At 70.7% G+C, this 20,160-nt stretch carries 18 protein-coding genes and 1 tRNA gene; 12 read left to right on the forward strand and 7 right to left on the reverse strand.

Going from position 1 to position 20,160, the window contains the following annotated elements; translation table 11 throughout:
* The 3 genes from ACIRP2_RS17365 to ACIRP2_RS17375 all read right to left on the reverse strand — a co-directional run bounded on the left by ACIRP2_RS17365 (nucleotide 1) and on the right by ACIRP2_RS17375 (nucleotide 2,685).
* A complete protein-coding gene (locus ACIRP2_RS17365; RefSeq protein WP_404251086.1) occupies nucleotides 1-960 on the reverse strand; it encodes a bifunctional MaoC family dehydratase N-terminal/OB-fold nucleic acid binding domain-containing protein in 960 nt (319 codons plus the stop codon).
* Entirely contained in the window at nucleotides 957-2,132 is a 1,176-nt protein-coding gene (locus ACIRP2_RS17370; protein ID WP_404251088.1) for an acyl-CoA dehydrogenase family protein, read from the reverse strand. The genes ACIRP2_RS17365 and ACIRP2_RS17370 overlap by 4 nt, the downstream gene beginning before the upstream one ends.
* 241 nt (nucleotides 2,133-2,373) lie before the next feature.
* Nucleotides 2,374-2,685: a hypothetical protein gene (locus tag ACIRP2_RS17375; protein WP_404251090.1), complete on the reverse strand. Its 312-nt coding sequence runs from the start codon at nucleotides 2,683-2,685 to the stop codon at nucleotides 2,374-2,376.
* A 321-nt stretch (nucleotides 2,686-3,006) separates the two neighbouring features.
* On the opposite strand from ACIRP2_RS17375, the gene ACIRP2_RS17380 reads away from it, so the two are divergent.
* Complete coding sequence (locus ACIRP2_RS17380) at nucleotides 3,007-3,891, forward strand: bifunctional DNA primase/polymerase (protein ID WP_404251092.1); 885 nt, start codon at nucleotides 3,007-3,009, stop codon at nucleotides 3,889-3,891.
* A 232-nt stretch (nucleotides 3,892-4,123) separates the two neighbouring features.
* Nucleotides 4,124-4,330, forward strand: a complete 207-nt coding sequence (locus ACIRP2_RS17385) for a hypothetical protein (RefSeq protein WP_404251094.1) — start codon at nucleotides 4,124-4,126, stop codon at nucleotides 4,328-4,330.
* A gap of 127 nt (nucleotides 4,331-4,457) precedes the next feature.
* On the opposite strand, the gene ACIRP2_RS17390 is transcribed toward ACIRP2_RS17385, so the two are convergent.
* Both ACIRP2_RS17390 and ACIRP2_RS17395 read right to left on the reverse strand, forming a co-directional pair.
* Nucleotides 4,458-4,542, reverse strand: a tRNA-Ser gene (locus tag ACIRP2_RS17390).
* 50 nt (nucleotides 4,543-4,592) lie between these two features.
* Entirely contained in the window at nucleotides 4,593-6,086 is a 1,494-nt protein-coding gene (locus tag ACIRP2_RS17395) for a S1C family serine protease (protein WP_404251096.1), read from the reverse strand.
* 347 nt (nucleotides 6,087-6,433) lie between these two features.
* Between ACIRP2_RS17395 and ACIRP2_RS17400 the strand changes: the two genes are divergently transcribed.
* The 3 genes from ACIRP2_RS17400 (at nucleotide 6,434) to ACIRP2_RS17410 (ending at nucleotide 9,222) form a co-directional block, all read left to right on the forward strand.
* Entirely contained in the window at nucleotides 6,434-7,246 is an 813-nt protein-coding gene (locus ACIRP2_RS17400; protein ID WP_404251918.1) for a glycerophosphodiester phosphodiesterase, read from the forward strand.
* Nucleotides 7,247-7,290: 44 nt separating this feature from the next.
* Entirely contained in the window at nucleotides 7,291-7,959 is a 669-nt protein-coding gene (locus ACIRP2_RS17405) for an ATP-binding protein (protein WP_404251098.1), read from the forward strand.
* A 297-nt stretch (nucleotides 7,960-8,256) separates the two neighbouring features.
* Nucleotides 8,257-9,222, forward strand: a complete 966-nt coding sequence (locus ACIRP2_RS17410) for a DUF5926 family protein (RefSeq protein ID WP_404251100.1) — start codon at nucleotides 8,257-8,259, stop codon at nucleotides 9,220-9,222.
* A gap of 865 nt (nucleotides 9,223-10,087) precedes the next feature.
* Here ACIRP2_RS17410 and ACIRP2_RS17415 read toward each other — a convergent pair.
* Entirely contained in the window at nucleotides 10,088-10,810 is a 723-nt protein-coding gene (locus tag ACIRP2_RS17415) for a bifunctional DNA primase/polymerase (RefSeq protein WP_404251102.1), read from the reverse strand.
* Nucleotides 10,811-11,432: 622 nt separating this feature from the next.
* Here ACIRP2_RS17415 and ACIRP2_RS17420 point away from each other — a divergent pair.
* Complete coding sequence (locus ACIRP2_RS17420) at nucleotides 11,433-12,803, forward strand: PP2C family protein-serine/threonine phosphatase (RefSeq protein WP_404251104.1); 1,371 nt, start codon at nucleotides 11,433-11,435, stop codon at nucleotides 12,801-12,803.
* A gap of 112 nt (nucleotides 12,804-12,915) precedes the next feature.
* Nucleotides 12,916-14,379 (forward strand): aminopeptidase P family protein, encoded by a 1,464-nt coding sequence (locus ACIRP2_RS17425; RefSeq protein ID WP_404251106.1) that lies wholly within the window; start codon nucleotides 12,916-12,918, stop codon nucleotides 14,377-14,379.
* 57 nt (nucleotides 14,380-14,436) lie between these two features.
* Here the strand turns inward: ACIRP2_RS17425 and ACIRP2_RS17430 are convergent, their stop codons facing one another.
* Complete coding sequence (locus tag ACIRP2_RS17430) at nucleotides 14,437-14,952, reverse strand: ATP-binding protein (protein WP_404251108.1); 516 nt, start codon at nucleotides 14,950-14,952, stop codon at nucleotides 14,437-14,439.
* 284 nt (nucleotides 14,953-15,236) lie between these two features.
* Between ACIRP2_RS17430 and ACIRP2_RS17435 the strand changes: the two genes are divergently transcribed.
* The 5 genes from ACIRP2_RS17435 to ACIRP2_RS17455 all read left to right on the forward strand — a co-directional run bounded on the left by ACIRP2_RS17435 (nucleotide 15,237) and on the right by ACIRP2_RS17455 (nucleotide 20,160).
* The gene (locus tag ACIRP2_RS17435) at nucleotides 15,237-16,040 is read left to right on the forward strand and encodes a hypothetical protein (RefSeq protein ID WP_404251110.1); all 804 of its coding nucleotides are present in this window, start codon (nucleotides 15,237-15,239) and stop codon (nucleotides 16,038-16,040) included.
* A gap of 164 nt (nucleotides 16,041-16,204) precedes the next feature.
* Nucleotides 16,205-16,951 (forward strand): YcnI family protein, encoded by a 747-nt coding sequence (locus tag ACIRP2_RS17440; RefSeq protein WP_404251112.1) that lies wholly within the window; start codon nucleotides 16,205-16,207, stop codon nucleotides 16,949-16,951.
* 46 nt (nucleotides 16,952-16,997) lie between these two features.
* A complete protein-coding gene (locus tag ACIRP2_RS17445) occupies nucleotides 16,998-17,651 on the forward strand; it encodes an SCO family protein (RefSeq protein WP_404251114.1) in 654 nt (217 codons plus the stop codon).
* The gene (locus tag ACIRP2_RS17450; RefSeq protein WP_404251116.1) at nucleotides 17,648-18,097 is read left to right on the forward strand and encodes a copper chaperone PCu(A)C; all 450 of its coding nucleotides are present in this window, start codon (nucleotides 17,648-17,650) and stop codon (nucleotides 18,095-18,097) included. The genes ACIRP2_RS17445 and ACIRP2_RS17450 overlap by 4 nt, the downstream gene beginning before the upstream one ends.
* 14 nt (nucleotides 18,098-18,111) lie before the next feature.
* Nucleotides 18,112-20,160, forward strand: a complete 2,049-nt coding sequence (locus ACIRP2_RS17455) for a copper resistance CopC/CopD family protein (protein WP_404251118.1) — start codon at nucleotides 18,112-18,114, stop codon at nucleotides 20,158-20,160.

A 20,160-nucleotide genomic window follows, 5' to 3' on the forward strand; every position in this document is an offset into this window, starting at 1 on the left:
TCAGCCCTCGTCTCCCCGGAAGACCGGAAGTTCCAACTCCGGGTCCGTGCGGAGGAATTCCAGCCGCACCGGCATCCCCGTCCGCACCTTGTCGTACGGCACACCGATCACATTGCTGACCATCCGCACGCCCTCGGCCAGCTCGATCAGCGCCACCGCGTACGGCCCGCCCTCCTCATGGGCGCCGAAGGCGGGGAACGGCGGGTGATGCATCACGACATGGCTGAAGACGGTCCCCTCGCCGCTCGCCTCGACCGTGTCCCATTCCTGGCAGCCGCACGCGTTGCAGCCGGGCAGCCAGGGAAAGCGCAGCGTCGCGCACGCGACGCACCGCTGGATCAGCAGCCGGTGCTCGGCGACGCCCTGCCAGAAACCGGCGTTGTCCCGGTTGATCACCGGCCTCGGGCGCAGGCTCCGGCCGCCGCGAGGCGCCGCGCGCTTCGCCCCGGCGGGGGCGTACTTGAGGATCCGGAAGCGGTGCGTCCCGGCGGGCTCCCCGGCCGCGCGCACGTCCATGCGCGTCGTCACGAAGTAGCCCGTCCCCAGCTTGGTCGTCTTGCGCTGCGAGACCGACTCGATCACCGCGTCGAACGTGATCCGGTCGCCGGGCCGCAACGGCCGCAGATACTCCTGCTCGCAGTCGGTCGCCACCACCGAGGTGTATCCGGCGCCGTCGAGCAGGCCGAACAGCTCCTCGTACGCCTGGGAGCGGTCGGTGTGGCCCGACAGTCCGCCCATCGTCCACGCCTGCAGCATCGTCGGCGGAGCGATCGCCTCCGGCCCCGTGTAGGCGGGATCGGTGTCCCCCATCGCCTCGCACCAGTGCCTGATCATCGGCTCGTTGACCGGATCCTTGCCGACGCCGGCGGTCGCGGCGGCCCGCCCCTCGAACTCCTTGAGCCGCTCGTACAACCGGTCCGGCTCGCCCGGTTCCTCCCGCCCGTCCCGCGCACTTGTCATCGTGCGCCCCCCTTCATGCCGAGCCGCATCGTCGCGACGATCTCCCTCTGCACCTCGCTCACTCCGCCCCCAAAAGTGTTGATCTGCGCCGCCCTGTTCATCCGTTCCAGCTCCCCGTCCCCGAAGCAACCAGGCGAACCGCCCCGGACCGTGCCGGCGTCTCCCACGATTTCCTGGCAGATCCGGTAGACCTCGACGGCGCTCTCGGTCCCCGCGAACTTCACCCCGCTCGCCTCACCGGGGGCCAGCGAGCCCGCGCCGACCTCCCCCACCAGACGCCAGTTGAGCAGGCGCGTCGCCGCCAGCCGGGCGTACGCCTCGGCCAACCGGGCCCGCACCCACGGCTCGTCGGCGGGACGCCGGCCCGTCGCCGGGTCGGGGGTGCGGGCGAAGTCGAGTGCCGCCTGGTAGAAGTCCTCGGCCTGCATCCCGATCGCGGCGAGGGCCACCCGTTCATGGTTCAGCTGGTTGGTGATCAGACCCCAGCCGCCGTTCTCCGCACCGACCAGATGGGTGAGAGGCACCCGTATCCCGTCGTAGTAGGTCGACGTCGTGGTCAGCCCGCCCACGGTCTCGATCGGCGTCCAGGCGAACCCGGGGGCATCCGTCGGGACCAGAATGATCGAGATGCCCCGGTGCTTCGGCGCGTCCGGGTCCGTGCGGCAGGCGAGCCAGATCCAGTCCGCGTTCTGCGCGTTGCTGGTGAAGATCTTCTGCCCGTCGATCAGCCAGGAGTCGCCGTCCCGCACCGCCCGGGTGCGCAGCGCCGCGAGATCGGTGCCGGCCTCCGGCTCGCTGTAGCCGATGGCGAAGACGAGGTCGCCGCTGAGGATCCGGGGCAGGAAGTACGCCTTCTGCTCATCGGTCCCGTACTTCATCAGGGTCGGCCCGACGGTGTTGAGGGTGACCATCGAGACGGGTGCCCCCGCCCGGTATGCCTCGTCGAAGAAGACGAACTGTTCGTCGGATCCGCGGCCCTGACCGCCGTACTCGACGGGCCAGCCGAGTCCGAGCATCCCGTCGGCGCCGATCCGGCGCAGCAGTCGGCGCTGCTCGGCCCGGTCCTCGGATCCGGGCCCCGGCCCCGCGTCCCTCCCGGGCATCACCTTGCCGAAGTACGTGCGGAGTTCGGCGCGCAGCTGTCGCTGACGCTCCGTCTGGGCGAGGTGCACGGCGGCTGCCTCCCGGACACGGGCGTACGGATCAGGGTTTCTGACTGTCCGTCAGATACGTGCGTGCTGTCAAGGTCGACGACACCCGGGACGCGATTTCCGGGACGGCCACCACCAGGCCCCGACCGCGACCGCCGGGGCAATGCGAAGCGGCCTGCGCAAAGGCACCGGAGCACCTTCACGCAGGCCGCTGTCACTCAGCCGTGACCCGGCCCCCCGACCGGCCCACGACCGGCCCGGATCACCAGAGCTTGGTGAAGTTCACCACGACGTTGTCGCTGTGCTGATCGATCGCGGTGAACACCGATCCGTTCACCTGCGCCGAGGTGCTCTTGTTCGACGCTCGGGAACCGACGGCCTGCTGCTGCGATGTGGACGAGATACCGGAGTTGTTGCCACCGACGCCGCTGCCGGCGACCGTCGCGACGGCCGCGTTCGATCCGTCGTTCGCGAACGAGCCGTTGTCGGCCTGGGCCACGCCGCCGAAGAGCGCGGCGGCAAGGGGCAGGGCTGCAACAGCGGCGAGGGCACGAGCGGTACGGATGCTTGCCATGTCAATTCCTCCAGGAACCGAAAGTACGGCTTGTTCCGGGCCAGTTGGCCGACCGTCCCGGTTGGTCACGACGTCGCGACACCAGAGTTGCCCACCGAATCCCCGGTGAACCACCCGGGCGAACCGATTCCCCCGCAAGCATGAGGGGCGGCCGATAAACCCCTTCGCGCCCCCAAAGCTCCAGCTCACCCCTCCCGCCCCACCCTCACGGCCTCCGGCCCGCCCGATCCGCACCACCTGGGAGGAGAAACGCTCCGGCACCCCACTCACCCCCGGTCCGCACCCCTTCCCATCTTCGAACATTCGTACGAAAATAAAGTCATGGCCACCACCGACCGGCAGACCGCCACCCTGGCCCTCGCCCACGCGCTCTCCGCTGCCGAGCGCGGTCTCCCCGTCATCCCGCTCACCGCCGGCAAGCTCCCCGCCCTGCCCTCCCCGCACCGGAACGAGGACCGGCCGGTCGCCTGCCGGGGCGCCTGCGGCCGACCCGGACACGGGGTCCACGACGCCACCACCGACCCTGCCGCCGTACGCGCCCTCTTCGCCGCCGCCCCGTGGGCCACCGGCTACGGCATCGCCTGCGGCCGGCCCCCGCACCACCTCATCGGCATCGATCTGGACGTCGACACCACCGGCCGCCACGACTCCGCCGTGTCCCTCCAGCAGATCGCCCTGCACCATCTGTTCACCATTCCGCCGACCGTCACGGTCCTCACGCCCAGCGGCGGCCGCCACATCTGGCTGACCGGCCCGCCCGGCGTCCCGGTACCGAACTCCGCGAGCCGTCTCGCCCCCGGCATCGACGTCCGCGGCGCCGGCGGCTACCTGGTGGGACCCGGCTCGGTCACCGCCCGCGGCACGTACCGGCTCGCCCCGGGCACCGCCGACCTCCCGCCGGCCCCCTGCCCCCGCGCACTCCTGCGCCTGCTCAGGCCCCCCGCACGCCCTCACCACCCCACGGCCCTCCCCGACCGGGGCCGGGGGCTGGTCCGGTTCGTCCTCGCGGCACGCGAGGGCCAGCGCAACACGCGGCTCTTCTGGGCAGCCTGCCGCGCCTACGAACACGGCTTCGGCGAAGCCCTCACGGACGCCCTCGCCCGCGCCGCCGTCCGCACCGGCCTCACCGAACACGAAGCCCGAGCCACCATCGCCTCGGCGGCCCGCCTCACGACCGGCCGGCCGGCCGACGGGACCGCACGCTGAGCACGGCCTCATCCGGTCTCCCGTCGAAGAACCCGGGGTACACATGACAATTGGCCCGTACACGGACGCGGAACAGGGGCGGTCCCGACCAGGGACGAAGGGGAGGACGACCGTGGAGCAGCAGTGGCCGGAGGGGCCGAACGCCGACCCTGATGCGGCGAGAGAGCGCTACAACGCGGCCCTGCAGGCGTCTCGGGGTGCGATGCGAAATCTGTTTCGTGGGGAACTGCCCATGGCTCACATCGGTTTGGTGATCACGATCACCGCGAGCGTGTTCGTGGGGATGGTCTGGTCACCGAGGACAGGCCTGATCATCGCTGGAGTTTTTGCCGCACTGTTCGCCGTCGCGCTGGCCGTAGCCCTCATGGCAGGTGGCCGAGGCCTGGACGCCGTACGCGCCGCATACAAGTTCGCCTTCGGCTGGGCGGACTGGATCTAGCACCGGTGCCGTGCCCGATCCGTGCCCGAGAGACCGCGGACCCATGAATGATCACGTCGCCCGCGGACGACGGACACGACGAAGGCCCCTGATTGTTCGACCTGATCAGGGGCCTTCGACCTGCAAGCGGTGGGTGTGGGATTTGAACCCACGGTGACTCGCGCCACGACGGTTTTCAAGACCGTTCCCTTAGGCCGCTCGGGCAACCCACCCCGCCCCCTCGGCCCACGGACCGAGGTTGACGAGAGGACAGCCTAGCCGGTCAGCTGTCGCCCTTGCGCTCCCCCAGGGTGACTTCGGCCGTCGCCGTCCGGCCGTTGCGCTTGTAGGTCAGCGTCACCTGATCACCGGGCTGGTGGGTCCAGATCTCACCGATCAGGGTCGGGCCGCTGTCGATCACGGTGTCGTCGAACTTCGTGATGACATCGCCCGCCCGGAGGCCCGCCCTGGCCGCCGGGCCGCCCTTCGCCACGGCCGCCACACCGCCCGTGCCCTGGTCGGAGATGACCGCACCGCCGGTCTTCTCGTCCATCGTGACCGTCGCGCCGATCACCGGGTAGACCGGCTGACCGGTCTTGATCAGCTGCTGGGCGACGTTCGTCGCCTGGTTGATCGGGATGGCGAAGCCGAGGCCGATGGAGCCCGCCTGCGTCTGGCCGACACTGCTGCCGGTCGACTGGATGGCCGAGTTGATCCCGATGACCGCGCCGCGCGAATCGAGCAGCGGGCCACCGGAGTTGCCCGGGTTGATCGAGGCGTCGGTCTGCAGGGCGCTCATGTACGAGTTGCTGCCGCCGGAGCCGTCGCCGGAGGCGACCGGTCGGTTCTTGGCGCTGATGATGCCCGTGGTCACCGTGTTGGAAAGACCGAACGGGGCACCGATCGCGATCGTCGAATCGCCGACCGCGACCTGTTCCGAGTTGCCGAGGGCCAGCGGGGCGAGCCCCGGGGGCGGGTTCTTCAGCTTCAGAACGGCGACGTCGTAGCCCTGCGCCCGGCCGACCACCTCGGCGTCGTACTTCTTGCCGTCGGAGAACGTCGCCGTGAGCTGCCCGTTGTCCGCCGCGGAAGCCACCACGTGGTTGTTGGTGAGGATGTGGCCTTCCTTGTCGTACACGAAGCCGGTGCCGGTACCGCCCTCGCCGTCACCGGCCTGCGCGTCGATGGTGACCACGCTGGGCAGCGCCTTGGCGGCCACGCCCGCGACCGTGCCGGGGTCGCGCTTCAGGTCATGCGGGTTGGCCGACGCCGCCACCGTGGTCGAGCCGCGGGAGGAGGTGGTGCCGTTCCGGTCGGCCGCCCAGTACCCGAGGGCACCGCCGATACCGCCCGCGATCAGCGCCGCCGCCGCCACCGCGGCCACCAGTCCGCCCATGCCGCGCTTGCGCGGGCCCGCCGGGGAGTGGAGCTGGTCCGGGGCGCCCCAGACCGGGCCGCCGCCCGCGCCGTGGTGCGCGTACGCGGGGACGGTGGGAGGGGGCGGGGGCCAGTTGGCCTCGGCGGCCGAACGGACCCCGGGGGGAGGCGTGCCCGGAGCGGAAGGCATGGAAGTGGTGGGGGCCGGTTCCTCCGTCGGAGGGAACGGCTGCTGCGCGGCTTCCGAATCCGGCCCCTGCGAGTACGCCGGGGAGGGCGGGGGCGCGGGTGTGCTCCCGGTCGGCCCTCGAGGAGCATCGGCCGGCACTGGAGGTGCGGACGGAACGGACGGAACGGCCTCGGCCGCAGTGCCCTCGTTGCCCTCGTTCTCTGTGCTCACAGCTCTTTACTCCTCGGTTCCACATCATCTTCGGCAAGAGATCCGCTGTGTACGTGTCATGGGACAGCTTTTCCCAAGGCACGTCAGGCCACTGTAAGCAGGACCTGTGCATCCGCACATCAATCTTTACATCCGGCAAAACGGTCTCCCGGCGCGAGGCGCGCACGGCGGCGGCCCAAGGCGTGGTGCGAGCCGTGGTGCGAGCTGCCGCGCAAGCCGTGGCGTGGGATGCACGCGGCCTCCGCGCACCGTACGGAGCGAGGCGCGGCTGCCCGCGGCGCAAGCTGTACGCGGCTGTCGCCTCTCGATGTCACCATGACGCAGTGACCCATGCACGGCAGCAATCCATGCACCATCCCATCCAGGTCGTTGCCCACCGGGGCGCCTCCGACGACGCTCCCGAACACACCCTGGCCGCATACCGGAAGGCGATCGAGGACGGCGCCGACGCCCTGGAGTGCGACGTACGCCTCACCGCCGACGGCCACCTCGTCTGCGTGCACGACCGCCGGGTGAATCGCACCTCCAATGGGCGGGGCGCCGTCTCCGCGCTGGAGCTCTCCGAGCTCGCCGCGCTCGACTTCGGCTCCTGGAAGGACCGTGAGGAGTCCCCGGACTGGGATCCGGTGCCGGGGGAGCTCACCTCCGTACTCACCCTGGAACGGCTGCTCGAACTGGTCACCGAGACGCGGGCCGCCGGGCGCCCGATCCAGCTGGCGATCGAGACCAAGCACCCCACACGCTGGGCGGGCCAGGTCGAGGAACGGCTGCTCGAACTGCTGAAGCGTTTCGAGCTCGACGCCCCGCCGGCCGACGGCCCCTCACCGGTACGGATCATGAGCTTCTCGGCGCGCTCCCTGCACCGTGTCCAGGCCGCGTCCCCCACCCTTCCCACCGTCTACCTGATGCAGTTCGTCTCGCCGCGCCTGCGTGACGGGCGGCTGCCGGCCGGGGCGCGCATCGCCGGTCCGGGGATGCGGATCGTACGCAGTCACCCCGGCTACATCGAGCGCCTGCACCGTGCGGGACACCGCGCGCACGTCTGGACGGTCGACGAACCGGAGGACGTCGCGCTCTGCATCGACCTCGGCGTCGAGGCCATCATCACGAACCGCCCGAAGCGGGTTCTGTCACAACTGGGACGCTCTTCACATCAGTGACACGGAGTACACCGGCGCATTCGAACCGTATTCGATCGTTACGAGTGCGTCACCGGCGGGCGATTGGCCGGTTTCCGGTCCAGTCCGGGAGGGCATCCACTCCGTGGCGTGGGGCAAAGGAGGTCTCGGGGGTGGCGTTGGTGGTGGCACAGGAAGTGCCCACGTCGTCGAGCATGGCCGTACCCCATGGCCCTGCGGGCGTGGGGCAGGCGCGGCACCGGATGCGCGAGCAGTTGCGCAGCCACGGGGTGCCGGATTCGGTCGTCGACGATGCTGTATTGATCCTTTCCGAACTGCTCAGCAACGCCTGTCGGCACGGCAGGCCGCTGGGGCGACACACGAATGTGGGTGACGGCGACATCCGCGCCGCGTGGCGCGTGGACAGAACCGGCGGGCTGACCGTGGAAGTGACGGACGGTGGTGGTCCCACCCGCCCCGTTCCGGCCACACCCTCGGTGACGGCGCGCGGCGGCCGCGGGCTCAACATCATCAGCGCGCTCGCCGAGGAGTGGGGTGTGCGCGACAGTTCGTCCGGCGAGGTCACCGTCTGGGTCCTCGTCGGCGAGGGACACGGCCGGGCCTCCGGAATGCCGGGCATGTCGGGCTCGTCAGGTGGGCCGGGCGTGTCGGGCGTGCCGAGTGTGTCGGGCATGCCGAGCGCCCCGGGACTCGACGGTCTGGGTTTCGCGGACGCCTTCGACGACGTGGGCTGACGTGCCCGCGCGCAGGGCACGGATCTGCGCCGTCACGGCAGGCACGAGCACCCGGGCGGTACGAGATCCGGGCGGTGCGAGCACCCGTACCGGCACACATGCCGACGCACGGATGTGTACCGCCGGACGGATGCACCTGTGCCGGTGGACGAGGCGTACGCGCCGTGAACGAGACGCGCGCACCGGGGTTCCGCACCCCCGTTCCGCCAGGCGCGCGGGCGTGTGTGCCCCGGACGCGACGGGGGCCGCTAGGCTCGCGGGCCAGACCGCACTGTCGCAATCGGGAGAAAGCCCACCATGGCCAAGAAGCGCCCTCAGACCAAGGCCGGGAAGCAGCAGCTCAAGGATGGCGAGATCCCGGTGGTCGGGGCTCGTGAGCCCTGCCCGTGCGGTTCGGGCCGCCGCTACAAGGCGTGTCACGGCCGCGCCGCCGCCCAGGCCGTGACCGAGCTCGTCAACCGCCCCTTCGAGGGGCTGGCCGGCGAGTGCGACTGGGTCGCGCTGCGCGAACTGGTGCCCGCCGCCACGGTCGGGCTGACACTCAAGGGCGGGCTGCCCGAGGGCGTCCCCTCCGTGACCCTCGCGACCGTCCTGCCGATGGCCTGGCCGGCTCTCCGCCGGGACGACGGCTCGGTGCTGATCGCCCTGCAGAACGACACCCCGTCCGGCGACCTCAGCCGTGACCTCGCGGACATCCTGCAGCGGGCGCTGGTCGCCGAGCCCGGCTCGCCCGTGGCCGCCCGACGCGTACCGGCCGACGGTCCGCGGCTGCAGGACGTGCTCGATCCCGACGCCGCGTTCGAGCCCGTCGTCCACTCCGGGTTCGAGTTCTGGGTTCCGGACGCGGAGAACGCCACGCCCGAGGTGTCCGCCTCCCTGGAGCGCGCGAACGAGGCGGCGCTCCCGACGACGCGGCTCGTCGGTGTGGACGCCGCCTACTGGTGCGAGACCCCGGAGAAGAACCACCTGCGGTGGGTCATGCCGCACCCGGAGGAGCAGCTCCTGGACGCACTCGCCCGGCTGCACGCCGCCGGCACCTCCTCGCTGGGCGAGGGAACACGGCTCGTCGGCTCCTTCCGGGCGCACGGGCTCATGGTCCCCGTCTGGGACCTGCCGAGCGCGATGGGGGCGGCGGAGTGCGAGAAGCCCGCGGCCGAGCTCGCGGAGCGACTGACCGCGGCGCTCGCCTCGGACGCGCCGCTCACCGCGGAGGAGCGGCGGGCCCGCGGCGGGCTCACCAACCGCCAAGTGACGCTCAGCTGACAGTGACGATTCCCGGGGGCATTCCGTGACTCGCGTCACAACTCGCCGTACCAACAGGTAAATCGCTGTCCGAATACGCGAGATCGAATTTGCGAACGGCAGATCTCTTGTTACCGTTCTAGAAGCCCGGTCGCTGGTGCATCCCCCGTCGCCAGCGATCGGGCATCCTCATTTCCGGGTACGGCGCACAGCGCGCGACCCGGCGCGCGACCCGGCGCGCGACCCGGCGTACGGACCACTCGACGGCACACTCCCCGCCGCCGACCCCTTCCCGCTCCGGCCGCCCCGGCTTCTCAGAACCCGCGCGCCACTGCCAACACGGCACGACAGGGCCCGGATTGACGACGTGCCCTCATCGGCGACGAGACCGCTTCCGCCCGACGCTCCGCAGGCTCCACCGGAACGACCCGTCCCGGACAGGCCCCGGCGCCGGAACTCCCGCACGAATATCGCCCCGCGAAGCCATTCGAATAGATCTTCGAAAAACCATTCGAGGGACTTCCGGAAGATCCATCAGAAAGACCGCCGCGGAGGGACTTTGCAGCGGCAGACTTTGCATCGACCGGTAGAGCGCGGGACCGGAAGAGGTACCGCGAGAACGGGCAAGAGAAGAGCGCGAACGGAAACCGGAGCCGATGCACGCCGACGCGCCGTCATGCCCGCGCGCCCCCGACACCGATCGCACGAAGAATCGCACGGCACCATCCGCCTACACCTTCGGAGCCCGACGGCCTCGCCCGTATTCCTGATGCTCCGCCGAATGCCCCGCCGGGGATATCGACGGAACACAAACGCCCCGGTGCCGCGCGTCTCCGCTCCGGGAACCCTGGTCGGCCCACGCCCGGACGGGTGAGCCGACCGCCTGTCAGTAGGCGAGCCGACTGCCGCCGCCCGGCGCGCCGTTGCTCGCCTCGACCAGCGCGTCGAGCACCGCTCCCACATCCGGCAGCCACGGCGCAGCCGGTCCGGGGACAGGGACTCCCTTGTTCGAGCCCCGACCGGGGACCGGTGCGGGAGCCCGTTCCCAGCGCACCTGCCCCGCCCCCACCTCGGACGGCGGAAGGACGAGATAGCCGCCCTCGCCGTGAAAACGCAGCGAACTGGGCACCCTGTCCTGGGCGTGCAGCAGCTCACCGAGCCGTTCGAGGGTGTACGGGGACACCAGCAGCGACCACCGGGTCGGCGTCGCCACGACGGGGCCGAGCCGCGTTCCCATCCGGTCCAGCTCGGCGAGCGCACGGGCACCCGCCACGGCCGGCAGGCTCAGCGCGCACGGGGCGCGCCCGCCGGTGGCCAGCACGATCGGCGCGGTGGGCCGATTGGTCCACCACCAGCGCACCATGCGCTCGTCGGTGGTCGCCGCGAGGAGACCGGGATCGAAGGGGTGTGCGCCGGGAACGGCGCACTCGGGATCGGGGCAGGCACAGCCACGGCCACGGTCACCGCGACCACCGGCCGCCTCAAGTCCTACTCCGGGGAGCACGGGCCACTGCCATGCGGTGGCACAGGTCAGGACCGCGTCGAGCTGGGCGGGCCTTGTCCTGCGTCGGAGCCGGAGCCTGCGTCGCCTTCCGAGGATCTCGCGCATGAGCGCTCGTTCCTTTCCGTTGAACGCCGAGGGACCACATCACACCACGGGTGTGTCACACCGCGTGCATATCTCTTCACTGTGCGTACATGCTCTTCAGGGTCGCGGTACGGGCGGGTCGTCGGTACCGAGCATGAGCTGAGCCGGGTCGAGCAAGGGCGAGGCGGGTCCGGACACAAGCATGGCGAGGAGCAGCGCACATATCGCGCCTGCCGTCTCAAGGTGCAAGCCCCGCCACTCGGGGGTGGGGGCGTAGCCGTCACAGGAGAGGACGCCTGGGCCCGCTGCCAGGTTCCGGGGCGATCAGAACTGCCCCTGGTCATCATCGATTACGTACCCAGCATGCCCGAAATGACGCTCCCTCTGGAACTTCACCCCGAGAACACCCCCTGTCGAGCACGCCCAGTCGACCGCAAATCACCGCCACCAGGTGCATTTTTTAGCCAACTTTGCAGTCACTTGGACACCACAATTCCCGCAGGGACAATGCTGGACATCGCCTTACTTGTGCGTGTACATGTGGATGCTACGTGTACATGTGGATGCACTGATAGCGGCGCAGAACGACATGGGGGTTTGCGATGCTATTCGACGAATCGCACCGGTGGGGAAGCCGACTGTCATGAGCGCCCCGCACTTGCCGAAAGTGGCCGGAATCGATCCCATGGTTCCTGTTTCAGCTCACACTGCCGGATCTCTGTCCGAAGTACCGGCCGCGCCCGGAGCGTTCATCCAGGACCGGCTGGCCGGCTGGGTCTCCGACCTCACCACCCTGCACGAACTCACCGAACGGCTCGCCAGGACCAGCGCGCTCGACGACGCGCTGCACGAACTGCTGAGCGCCGGAGCGGCCCTGGTCGGTGCCCGTCGCGGTCTGGTCGTCTTCGAACCGTCCGACCGCCGCGGCCCCGTCAGCACCATCGGCCTCGGGCTCGCCCACGCCGAGCTCGGGCACATCGAAACGATTCCGCGCCGGGCCACCTCCTACGGGCGGATCCTGGAAGGTCTCCCGGACGCCGAAGAAGCCCGGACCACCCCCGATCTGCTCGGCGACACCTCCCTGGACCCCCGCCGCCGCGAGGTCGCCGCCCGGCTCGGATACGCCGCCAGCTACACCCTGCCGATCAGCGCCGAGGCGACCGGCAGGCTCGGCGCCGCCGTCTGGCTGTACGACGAGCCCGCCGAACCGCTGGAACGCCGACGCCATCTCGTCGGCCTCTACACCGGATTCGCCGGCGAGCACCTCGCCAGACTGCTGGAACTGGAACGGGCCAGGGCGGATGTCGCCATGGTCACCGAGGAGCTGCTGCCCAGCCGGCTCCCCCGTGTCGCCGGGGTCCAGTTGGCCGCACGCCACCGCACGGCGCCCCAGGGCGGCGGCGACTGGTACGACGCGCTGGCCCTGCCGGAAGGGGCGCTCGGTCTTGCCGTCGGCTCGGTGAACGGCTCCGGACCGAGCGCGCTGGCCGCCATGGGCCGACTGCGTGCCGGTCTGCGGGCGTACGCGGTGATGGAGGGCGAGGATCCGGTCGCCGTGCTCTCGGATCTGGAACTGCTGCTGCGGCTGACCGAGCCCGCCCGTTCCGCGACCGCCCTCTTCGCCTACTGCGAACCCGCCCGCCACAAGGTCCTGCTGGCCGGCGCCGGCCACAGCCCGCCGCTCGTGATCGGCGACCGGCGCACCCAGTTCGTCGAGACCTCGGTCTCCGCGCCGCTGGGCATGCTCGCCTGCTGGGAAGCGCCCAGCGTGGAGATCTCCCCGGCGCCCGGCGAGACCGTGCTCCTCTACACCGACGGGCTGCTGCGCCGCACCGGCGACTCGACGGACCGGGCGTTCGCACGGCTCCACTCCGCGGCGGCCTGCGTACCGAAGGCGCTGCGCGACGACGCCGGGGCCGTCGCCGATCACGTGCTGCGCACCGTGCTGCCGGACGGGCTGGACCAGGACGGCGAGACGGAGGACGTCGTCGTCCTGGCCGCGCGCTTCGACTGAGCCGCGCCGCCCGCCCCGGCCCGGTCATGTAACAGGTCTTCCGGCCCTGTGCCCCCTTCCGTACGCCCGTACGATGGATGAGGTCCAGTGTCGTATCAAGGAGAGACAAGTCGTGGCTGAGGAGCTCACCCCGGAGAACCCGGAGACCGAAGCAGAAGAAACGGTCAAGCAGCGGAAGAACGGCCTGTACCCGGCCGTCTCCGATGAACTCGCCGCGAACATGAAGTCCGGTTGGGCCGATACCGAGCTGCACGGCCTCGAACCGATCGCCCAGGCCGCACACACCGCCGCCCGCCGCGCCGCGCTCTCCGCGCGCTTCCCCGGCGAGCGCCTGGTCATCCCCGCGGGCAACCTGAAGACCCGCTCCAATGACACCGAGTACGCCTTCCGCGCCTCCACCGAGTACGCGTACCTCACCGGCGACCAGACCCAGGACGGCGTCCTCGTCCTGGAGCCGACGCGGGACGGGCACGAGGCGACCATCCATCTGCTGCCGCGCTCCAACCGTGAGAACGGCGAGTTCTGGCTCGACGGCCAGGGCGAGCTGTGGGTCGGCCGCCGTCACTCCCTCGCCGAGGCCGAGCAGCTGCTGGGCATCCCGGCGCAGGACGTGCGCGAGCTCCCTGCCGCGCTGGCCGAGGCCACCGGCCCGGTGCGCAACGTCCGCGGCCACGACTCCGGCATCGAGGCCGCGCTGACCGACAAGGTCACCGCGGAGCGCGACGAGGAGCTGCGCGTCCACCTCTCCGAGGCCCGCTTGGTCAAGGACGCCTTCGAGATCGCCGAGCTGGAGAAGGCCTGCGATGCCACCGCGCGCGGCTTCGAGGACGTCGTGAAGGTCCTCGACAGGGCCGAGGCGACCAGCGAGCGCTACATCGAGGGCACCTTCTTCCTCCGCGCCCGCATCGAGGGCAACGACATCGGCTACGGCTCGATCTGCGCGGCCGGTCCGCACGCCACCACCCTGCACTGGGTGCGCAACGACGGGCCGGTGCGCTCCGGCGAGCTGCTGCTCCTCGACGCCGGTGTGGAGACCAATGACCTCTACACCGCCGACGTGACACGCACCCTTCCGATCAACGGCACGTTCACGCCGTTGCAGCGGAAGATCTACGACGCGGTGTACGAGGCCCAGGAGGCGGGCATCGCGGCCGTCAAGCCCGGCGCCGGCTACCGCGACTTCCACGACGCGGCGCAGCGCGTGCTCGCCGAGAAGCTCGTCGAGTGGGGCCTGCTCGGCGACCTGTCCGTGGACAAGGTCCTGGAGCTGGGACTCCAGCGCCGCTGGACGCTGCACGGCACCGGCCACATGCTCGGCATGGACGTCCACGACTGCGCCGCCGCGCGCACCGAGACGTACGTCGACGGGACGCTGGAGCCCGGCGTCTGCCTCACGGTCGAGCCGGGTCTGTACTTCCAGACCGACGACCTGACCGTCCCCGAGGAGTACCGGGGCATCGGCGTCCGGATCGAGGACGACATCCTGGTCACCGAGGACGGCAACCGGAACCTCTCCGACAAGCTGCCGCGCCGGGCCGACGAGGTCGAGGCGTGGATGGCTCGGCTCAAGGGCTGATCCGGAAGGTCCGGCCGATCCGGCGACGGGCCTCCCGCACGCCGAAGGGCGCCCCGCTCAGGAAGCCATGAGCAGGGCGCCCTTCCGCCATTTCAGGATCTTGTCGAAGCTCACCACGGCGCCGCGGCCGGGGCGGTTGGCGAAATGGACGTGATCGGCGAGCTGCTCGATGATGCAGAGCCCCCTGCCGTCCTCCGCGCCGAGCGGCGGGTACTGCTGGGGCGCCGAAGCGCGCAGCGTGCGCCGGGCGGGAAAACCGGGCCCCGAATCGGCGACTTCGATACGGCACTTCTCGCCTTCCAGATAGGCGGTGACCCGGTACTCCCCGGAGGTCGTCCCGGGGAACTCGTCCCATACGTCCCACGGATCGCGGCCGACGCTCCGTTCGTCCCGGCCCCTGTGGTCACCGCCGTGCTCGACGGCGTTCGCACAGGCCTCGCTGAGCGCGACCGACAGGTCGAAGGAGATGTCCGGGTCCACACCCGCGGTCTCCATGGCACCCAGCAGGAAACGCCGGGCGAGCGGCACGCTCGCAGCCTCGCGCCGCAAGTGGAGGGACCACCAGATGCTCATGCTCCAGCCTCCTGGCTGCGGCTCGACATACCGATACCTATTGCCGCACTGGACCATTCGTAAGCACGGACCGGATGTGAGACCGCTCATTCGGCGGATACCCGCACGCCGTACATCCCGTGTATGCCGGACCCGGCCGACGCGCCCGCCCGTGGCCCGGCGATCTCCCCACCCGGCGCCCGGCCCCGGCCACACCGGCGACGGCCCGCGCCCCATCGGACGGAAGCCGACCTTCCGGACCTGCCGTACCCAAGCCCGGGGTGCGGTGCGATGATGGCCCCGCCATGTCTATGCCTGTCGCACGCGCCGGAGCCGGTCTGCGGCTCCTGAGGGCCGCGGTGTTCACCGCGGTCTGTGTAGCGCTGTCCGCGGCAGGCCACTCCCTGGCGTCCTGCGCGGCCGTCCCCTGGTGGACCCTGCTCGCCGGATTCCTGGGGGTCTTCGCGGTGGCGGCACCGCTCGCCGGCCGTGAACGCTCGCTGCCGTCCATCGCGGCCGCGCTGGCCGGCGGACAGATCGCCCTGCACACACTCTTCGGCGTGGGTGCGCACGCCACGCCGACCGGGACGACGACGGGCGACGACCCGCTGATCCGGTTCGCGGCGAGCCTTGTGTGCGGCATGGGACCCGCCCAGTTGAACGCCGCCGAAGCTCGTCGCATCGTCACCACGGCAGGCATCGACCCGGCATCGGTGTCGGCCGTCGGCCATCAGCACATGGCATCCGCGGCCGGCTCGGATCCCGTCGGCCTCGCCGGTCTGCTGCCCGGCCTGCCCATGCTGCTCGGCCACCTGCTGGCCGCCGCGGCCACCGGCTGGCTGCTGCGGCGCGGCGAGATCGCGCTGTTCCGGCTCGCCCGGCTCTCCGCACACGGCGTCCAGCAGCTCGCGGCCGGGGCCCGGCTGCGCGCGCTGCGCGCCGCACTCTCACTGGTGAACGCCTTGCGGGCCGGCCTGCCCGGGGCTCCGACGACCGGGCCGCGCATCCCGCGTACCGGGGCCGACGCCCCGGTCCCCGCCGACGGGGACCCGTTGCAGCACATGGTGATCAGGCGAGGGCCTCCCCCGGCGTACGCGCTCGCAGCCTGACGCGACACCCACCACACGATGCACACCCGACTCGACGCCCGGAACCGACCGGTGCCCCGCGAGTCGGCGTACGCACGCCGCACGTGAGGCATAGGTGTCGTGATGCCGCCGCGCACCCGCGCGCCGGCCACCCTCCTTCGTGCTTCCGTGGAGTGATCCCTGTCATGAACGTTTCCCGCATCGCCCTCGTCGGTGGCATCGCCGCGTCCACCGTGCTGATCCTCGCCGGTACCGCCTCCGCGCACGTCAGCGTGCAGCCCCAGGGCGAGGCCGCCAAGGGCGGTTATGCCACCGTCAACTTCAAGGTCCCCAACGAGCGCGCCGATGCCTCGACGACCAAGGTCGAGGTCAACTTCCCGACCGACCACCCGCTGGCCTCCGTCATGCCTCAGGCCGTGCCCGGCTGGGACGTCGAGGTCACCAAGAGCAAGCTGGCCAAGCCGCTCGAGATGCACGGCGAGAAGATCGACGAGGCCGTCTCCAAGGTCACCTGGACCGCCAAGGGTGACAAGAACGACCTCGGCATCCGTCCGGGCAACTTCCAGCAGTTCCCGCTCTCCATCGGACAGCTCCCCGAGAACGCCGATCAGCTGGTCTTCAAGGCCCTCCAGACGTACGACAACAAGGAGGTCGTCCGCTGGATCGAGGAGCCGAAGGACGGCGCCGCCGAGCCCGAGAACCCGGCACCGGTCCTCAAGCTGACCGCGGCCACCGACGGCGAGCAGGGCGCGGGTACCACCGACAAGGCCGGTGCCGACGCCACCGAACAGGCAGCGGACAAGCAGACGACGGCCGCTTCGGACACGTCCGACAGTGACACCACGGCCCGCGTTCTCGGCATCGTCGGCATCGTCGTCGGCATCGCGGGAGTGGCCTTCGGCATCCTCGCCGGCCGCCGTCGCACTGCCTGAACCACAGCCCCACCCGTCCCACCGACCCACCAGGAATCAGTGCTCCATGCGTAAGAAAACCGTGCTGGCCGCGGCGCTCGTCGCCGCGGCCGCGCTCTCGCTGTCCGCCTGCGGCAGCAGCGACGACAGCGCGAAGAAGCCGATCGCCGATGTGTCCGTCGAGGCCAAGACCAAGGCCGCGACGGTACTCGACCAACCGTTCACCAAGCCCGCTCTCGTCCTCACCGACACTCACGGCAAGAAGTACGACCTCCGTGAGCGGACCAAGGGCAAGCCGACGCTGATCTACTTCGGCTACACCAACTGCCCCGACGTCTGCCCGCTCATCATGAGCAACATCGCCATTGCCAGGAAGTCCCTCCCCAAGGCCGACCAGGACAAGCTCCAGGTCGTCTTCGTGACCACCGACCCCGAGCGGGACACCCCGTCGTCGCTGGGCACCTGGCTCAAGTCCCAGGACCCCTCCTTCATCGGCCTCACCGGCGACTTTCCCACCATCCAGGCGGGCGCGCGCCAGATCGGCATCGGCATAGACGCGCCGAAGAAGGAGAAGGACGGCACGGTCAGCTCGATGCACGGATCCCAGGCCGTCGCGTTCTCCCCGAAGACCGACAAGGGGTACCTCGTGTACAGCGAGGACACCTCGCCCGACGACTACACCAAGGACCTCCCCAAGATCATCAAGGGAGAGACTCCGTGAACCGCCGCACCGCCCTCGCCGGCGTCGTCGCCCTCACCATGGGGCTGACGCTGGCGGGGTGCTCCTCCTCGGGCAGCAGGCCCGAGCTGAAGGTGACGGGCGCGTTCATGCCGCAGCCCGTCAGTGACATGGCGGCCGGCTTCCTCGTCATACGGAACAGCGGCGGCACGTCCGACCGGCTCACCTCGGTCACCAGTCCCCTCTCCGACAACGTCACGATCCACGAGTCGAAGAACCAGACGATGCGCATGGTGTCGTCCTTCGAGGTCCCCGCGGGCGGCGAACTGGATCTGGAACGCGGGGGGAACCACATCATGTTCATGAAGCTCAAGCAGCAGCCCAAGCAGGGCGAGAAGGTGTCCGTGGAGCTGCACTTCGAGAAGGCCGACCCGATAAAGGTCGACCTTCCCGTGAAGGAGACCACCTACAACCCGAAGAAGCAGTGAGGGACTGACTCGCCATGACAGCCACCGCCCCGCACTTCGGACCGTCCCCGTCCACTCCCGTGCCACGACGGCCGCTCGCCGCGGCCGTGCTCCTCGCCGCGCTTGTCGGCATGGTGTTCGGCCTGCTGCTGGGCGGTGCGGGCCCCGCGTCCGCACATGCCGCGCTCACCGGGAGCGATCCGCAGGACGGGGCGGTGGTCGACACCGCTCCCAAGGAGGTCACGCTCACCTTCTCCGAACAGGTCGCCATGGGCAGCGACTCCGTCAGGGTCCTCGACCCCCACGGCAAACGCGCCGACACCGCCGTCGCCCCCCGTGACCTGCGCAGCGGCTCCACCGTGAAGTACGGCGTCTCGCTGCACTCCGGGCTGCCCGACGGCACGTACACCGTCGCCTGGCAGGCCGTCTCCGCGGACAGCCACCCCGTCTCGGGCGCCTTCACCTTCTCCGTCGGCGCGCCCTCCGAGACCACGGTCGCCCTTCCGACGGAACAGGCCGGCGGCGGACTCGTCGGGACCCTCTACGACATCGCGCGCTACGCCGCCTACGCCGGTTTCATCCTGCTGGCCGGCGGCGCCGCCTTCGTGCTGGCCTGCTGGCAGCGCGGGGCCGGTGCACGCCCCCTGCAGCGTCTGGTCGTGCGTGGCTGGACGACCCTCACCGCGGCCACCCTGGCCATGCTGCTCCTGCGCAATCCGTACACCGGCTCCGGGAAACTCGGGGACGCCTTCGACCTCGACGGTCTGAAGGCCGTTCTCGACACCAGGCCCGGGGCGGCGCTCGTATCCAGGCTGCTGCTGCTCGGCGCTTCCGCCCTCTTCATCGCCGTGCTGTTCGGTGCGTACGCCAAGCGCGAGGACGAGCGCGAGAAAAAGGACCTCACCTTCGGACTGGCCATCGGCGGCACGGTGATCGCCGCCGGGATCGCCGGGACCTGGGCACTCGCCGAACACGCTTCGGCAGGGATCCAGCCGGGCATCGCCATGCCGGTCGACATACTCCATCTGCTGGCCGTCGCGGCGTGGCTGGGCGGGCTGGTGGCCCTGCTGGTCGCGCTCCACCGGACGCCGGACATCGGAGCCGAGGCCGTACGGCGCTTCTCCCGCATCGCTTTCGGCAGCGTGCTCGTACTCACCGCCACCGGGATCTATCAGTCCTGGCGCCAGGTCGGCACCTGGTCCGCGCTCACCGGCACCGAGTACGGGCGACTCCTGCTCGTGAAGGTGGGACTCGTCGCCGTCCTGGTCGGGACCGCCTGGTTCTCGCGCCGCTGGACCGCACGCCTGGTCCCGAACGGAGCCGAGCGACCGGTCTCGAACGGAACGGCCGCGAAGAAGAGCGCGGAAGGGGCCGGGGCGGGGACCGATGCGACCGAGGCCGGATCCGGGACCGGAGCGGCGATCGAGGGGCCCGTGGCCGGGACGGAGGACGGGACCGGGGCCGAGAAGCCCCAGGCCGAAAGCGCACCGGCGTCCCTGGCCGAGGACCCCGCTCGGGCGGCGCAGCTCGCACGGCAGCGGGCCGCCGTGGCCACCGCCGAGAAGAAGCGGATCCGCGACGCCGACCCCGAGCGGTCCGGACTGCGCCGCTCGGTGCTGGTGGAAGTCGCGGTCGCCGTGGCGCTGTTGGCCGTGACGACCGTGCTGACCTCGACCGAGCCGGGACGTACCGAGGAAGAGGCGGCCCGTGGCTCCACGACGGCCACCGCCCCCGTGGCCGAAGGCCCGGTCAATCTGACGCTGCCCTTCGACACGGGCGGCCGGAACGGCAAGGGCACGGTACGGATGGACATCGACCCCGCCCGTACCGGCGCCAACGAACTCCACATCTGGATCGACAGCCCCGCCGGCAAGGCCATGGACGTCCCCGAGCTGAAGCTCGCCTTCACCCTGGAGTCCAAGGACATCGGCCCGCTTCCCGTACTCCCCGTCCGGCTCACCGAGGGCCACTGGACCGCGAGCGGCGTCCAGATCCCGATGGCGGGCACATGGAAGGTCGCCGTGACCGTGCGTACGTCGGACATCGATCAGACGACCATCGACAAGAACGTGAAGATCGGCTGA

Origin of the sequence: Streptomyces sp. NPDC101194 (assembly GCF_044767885.1) — a bacterium.
Lineage (GTDB): Bacteria > Actinomycetota > Actinomycetes > Streptomycetales > Streptomycetaceae > Streptomyces.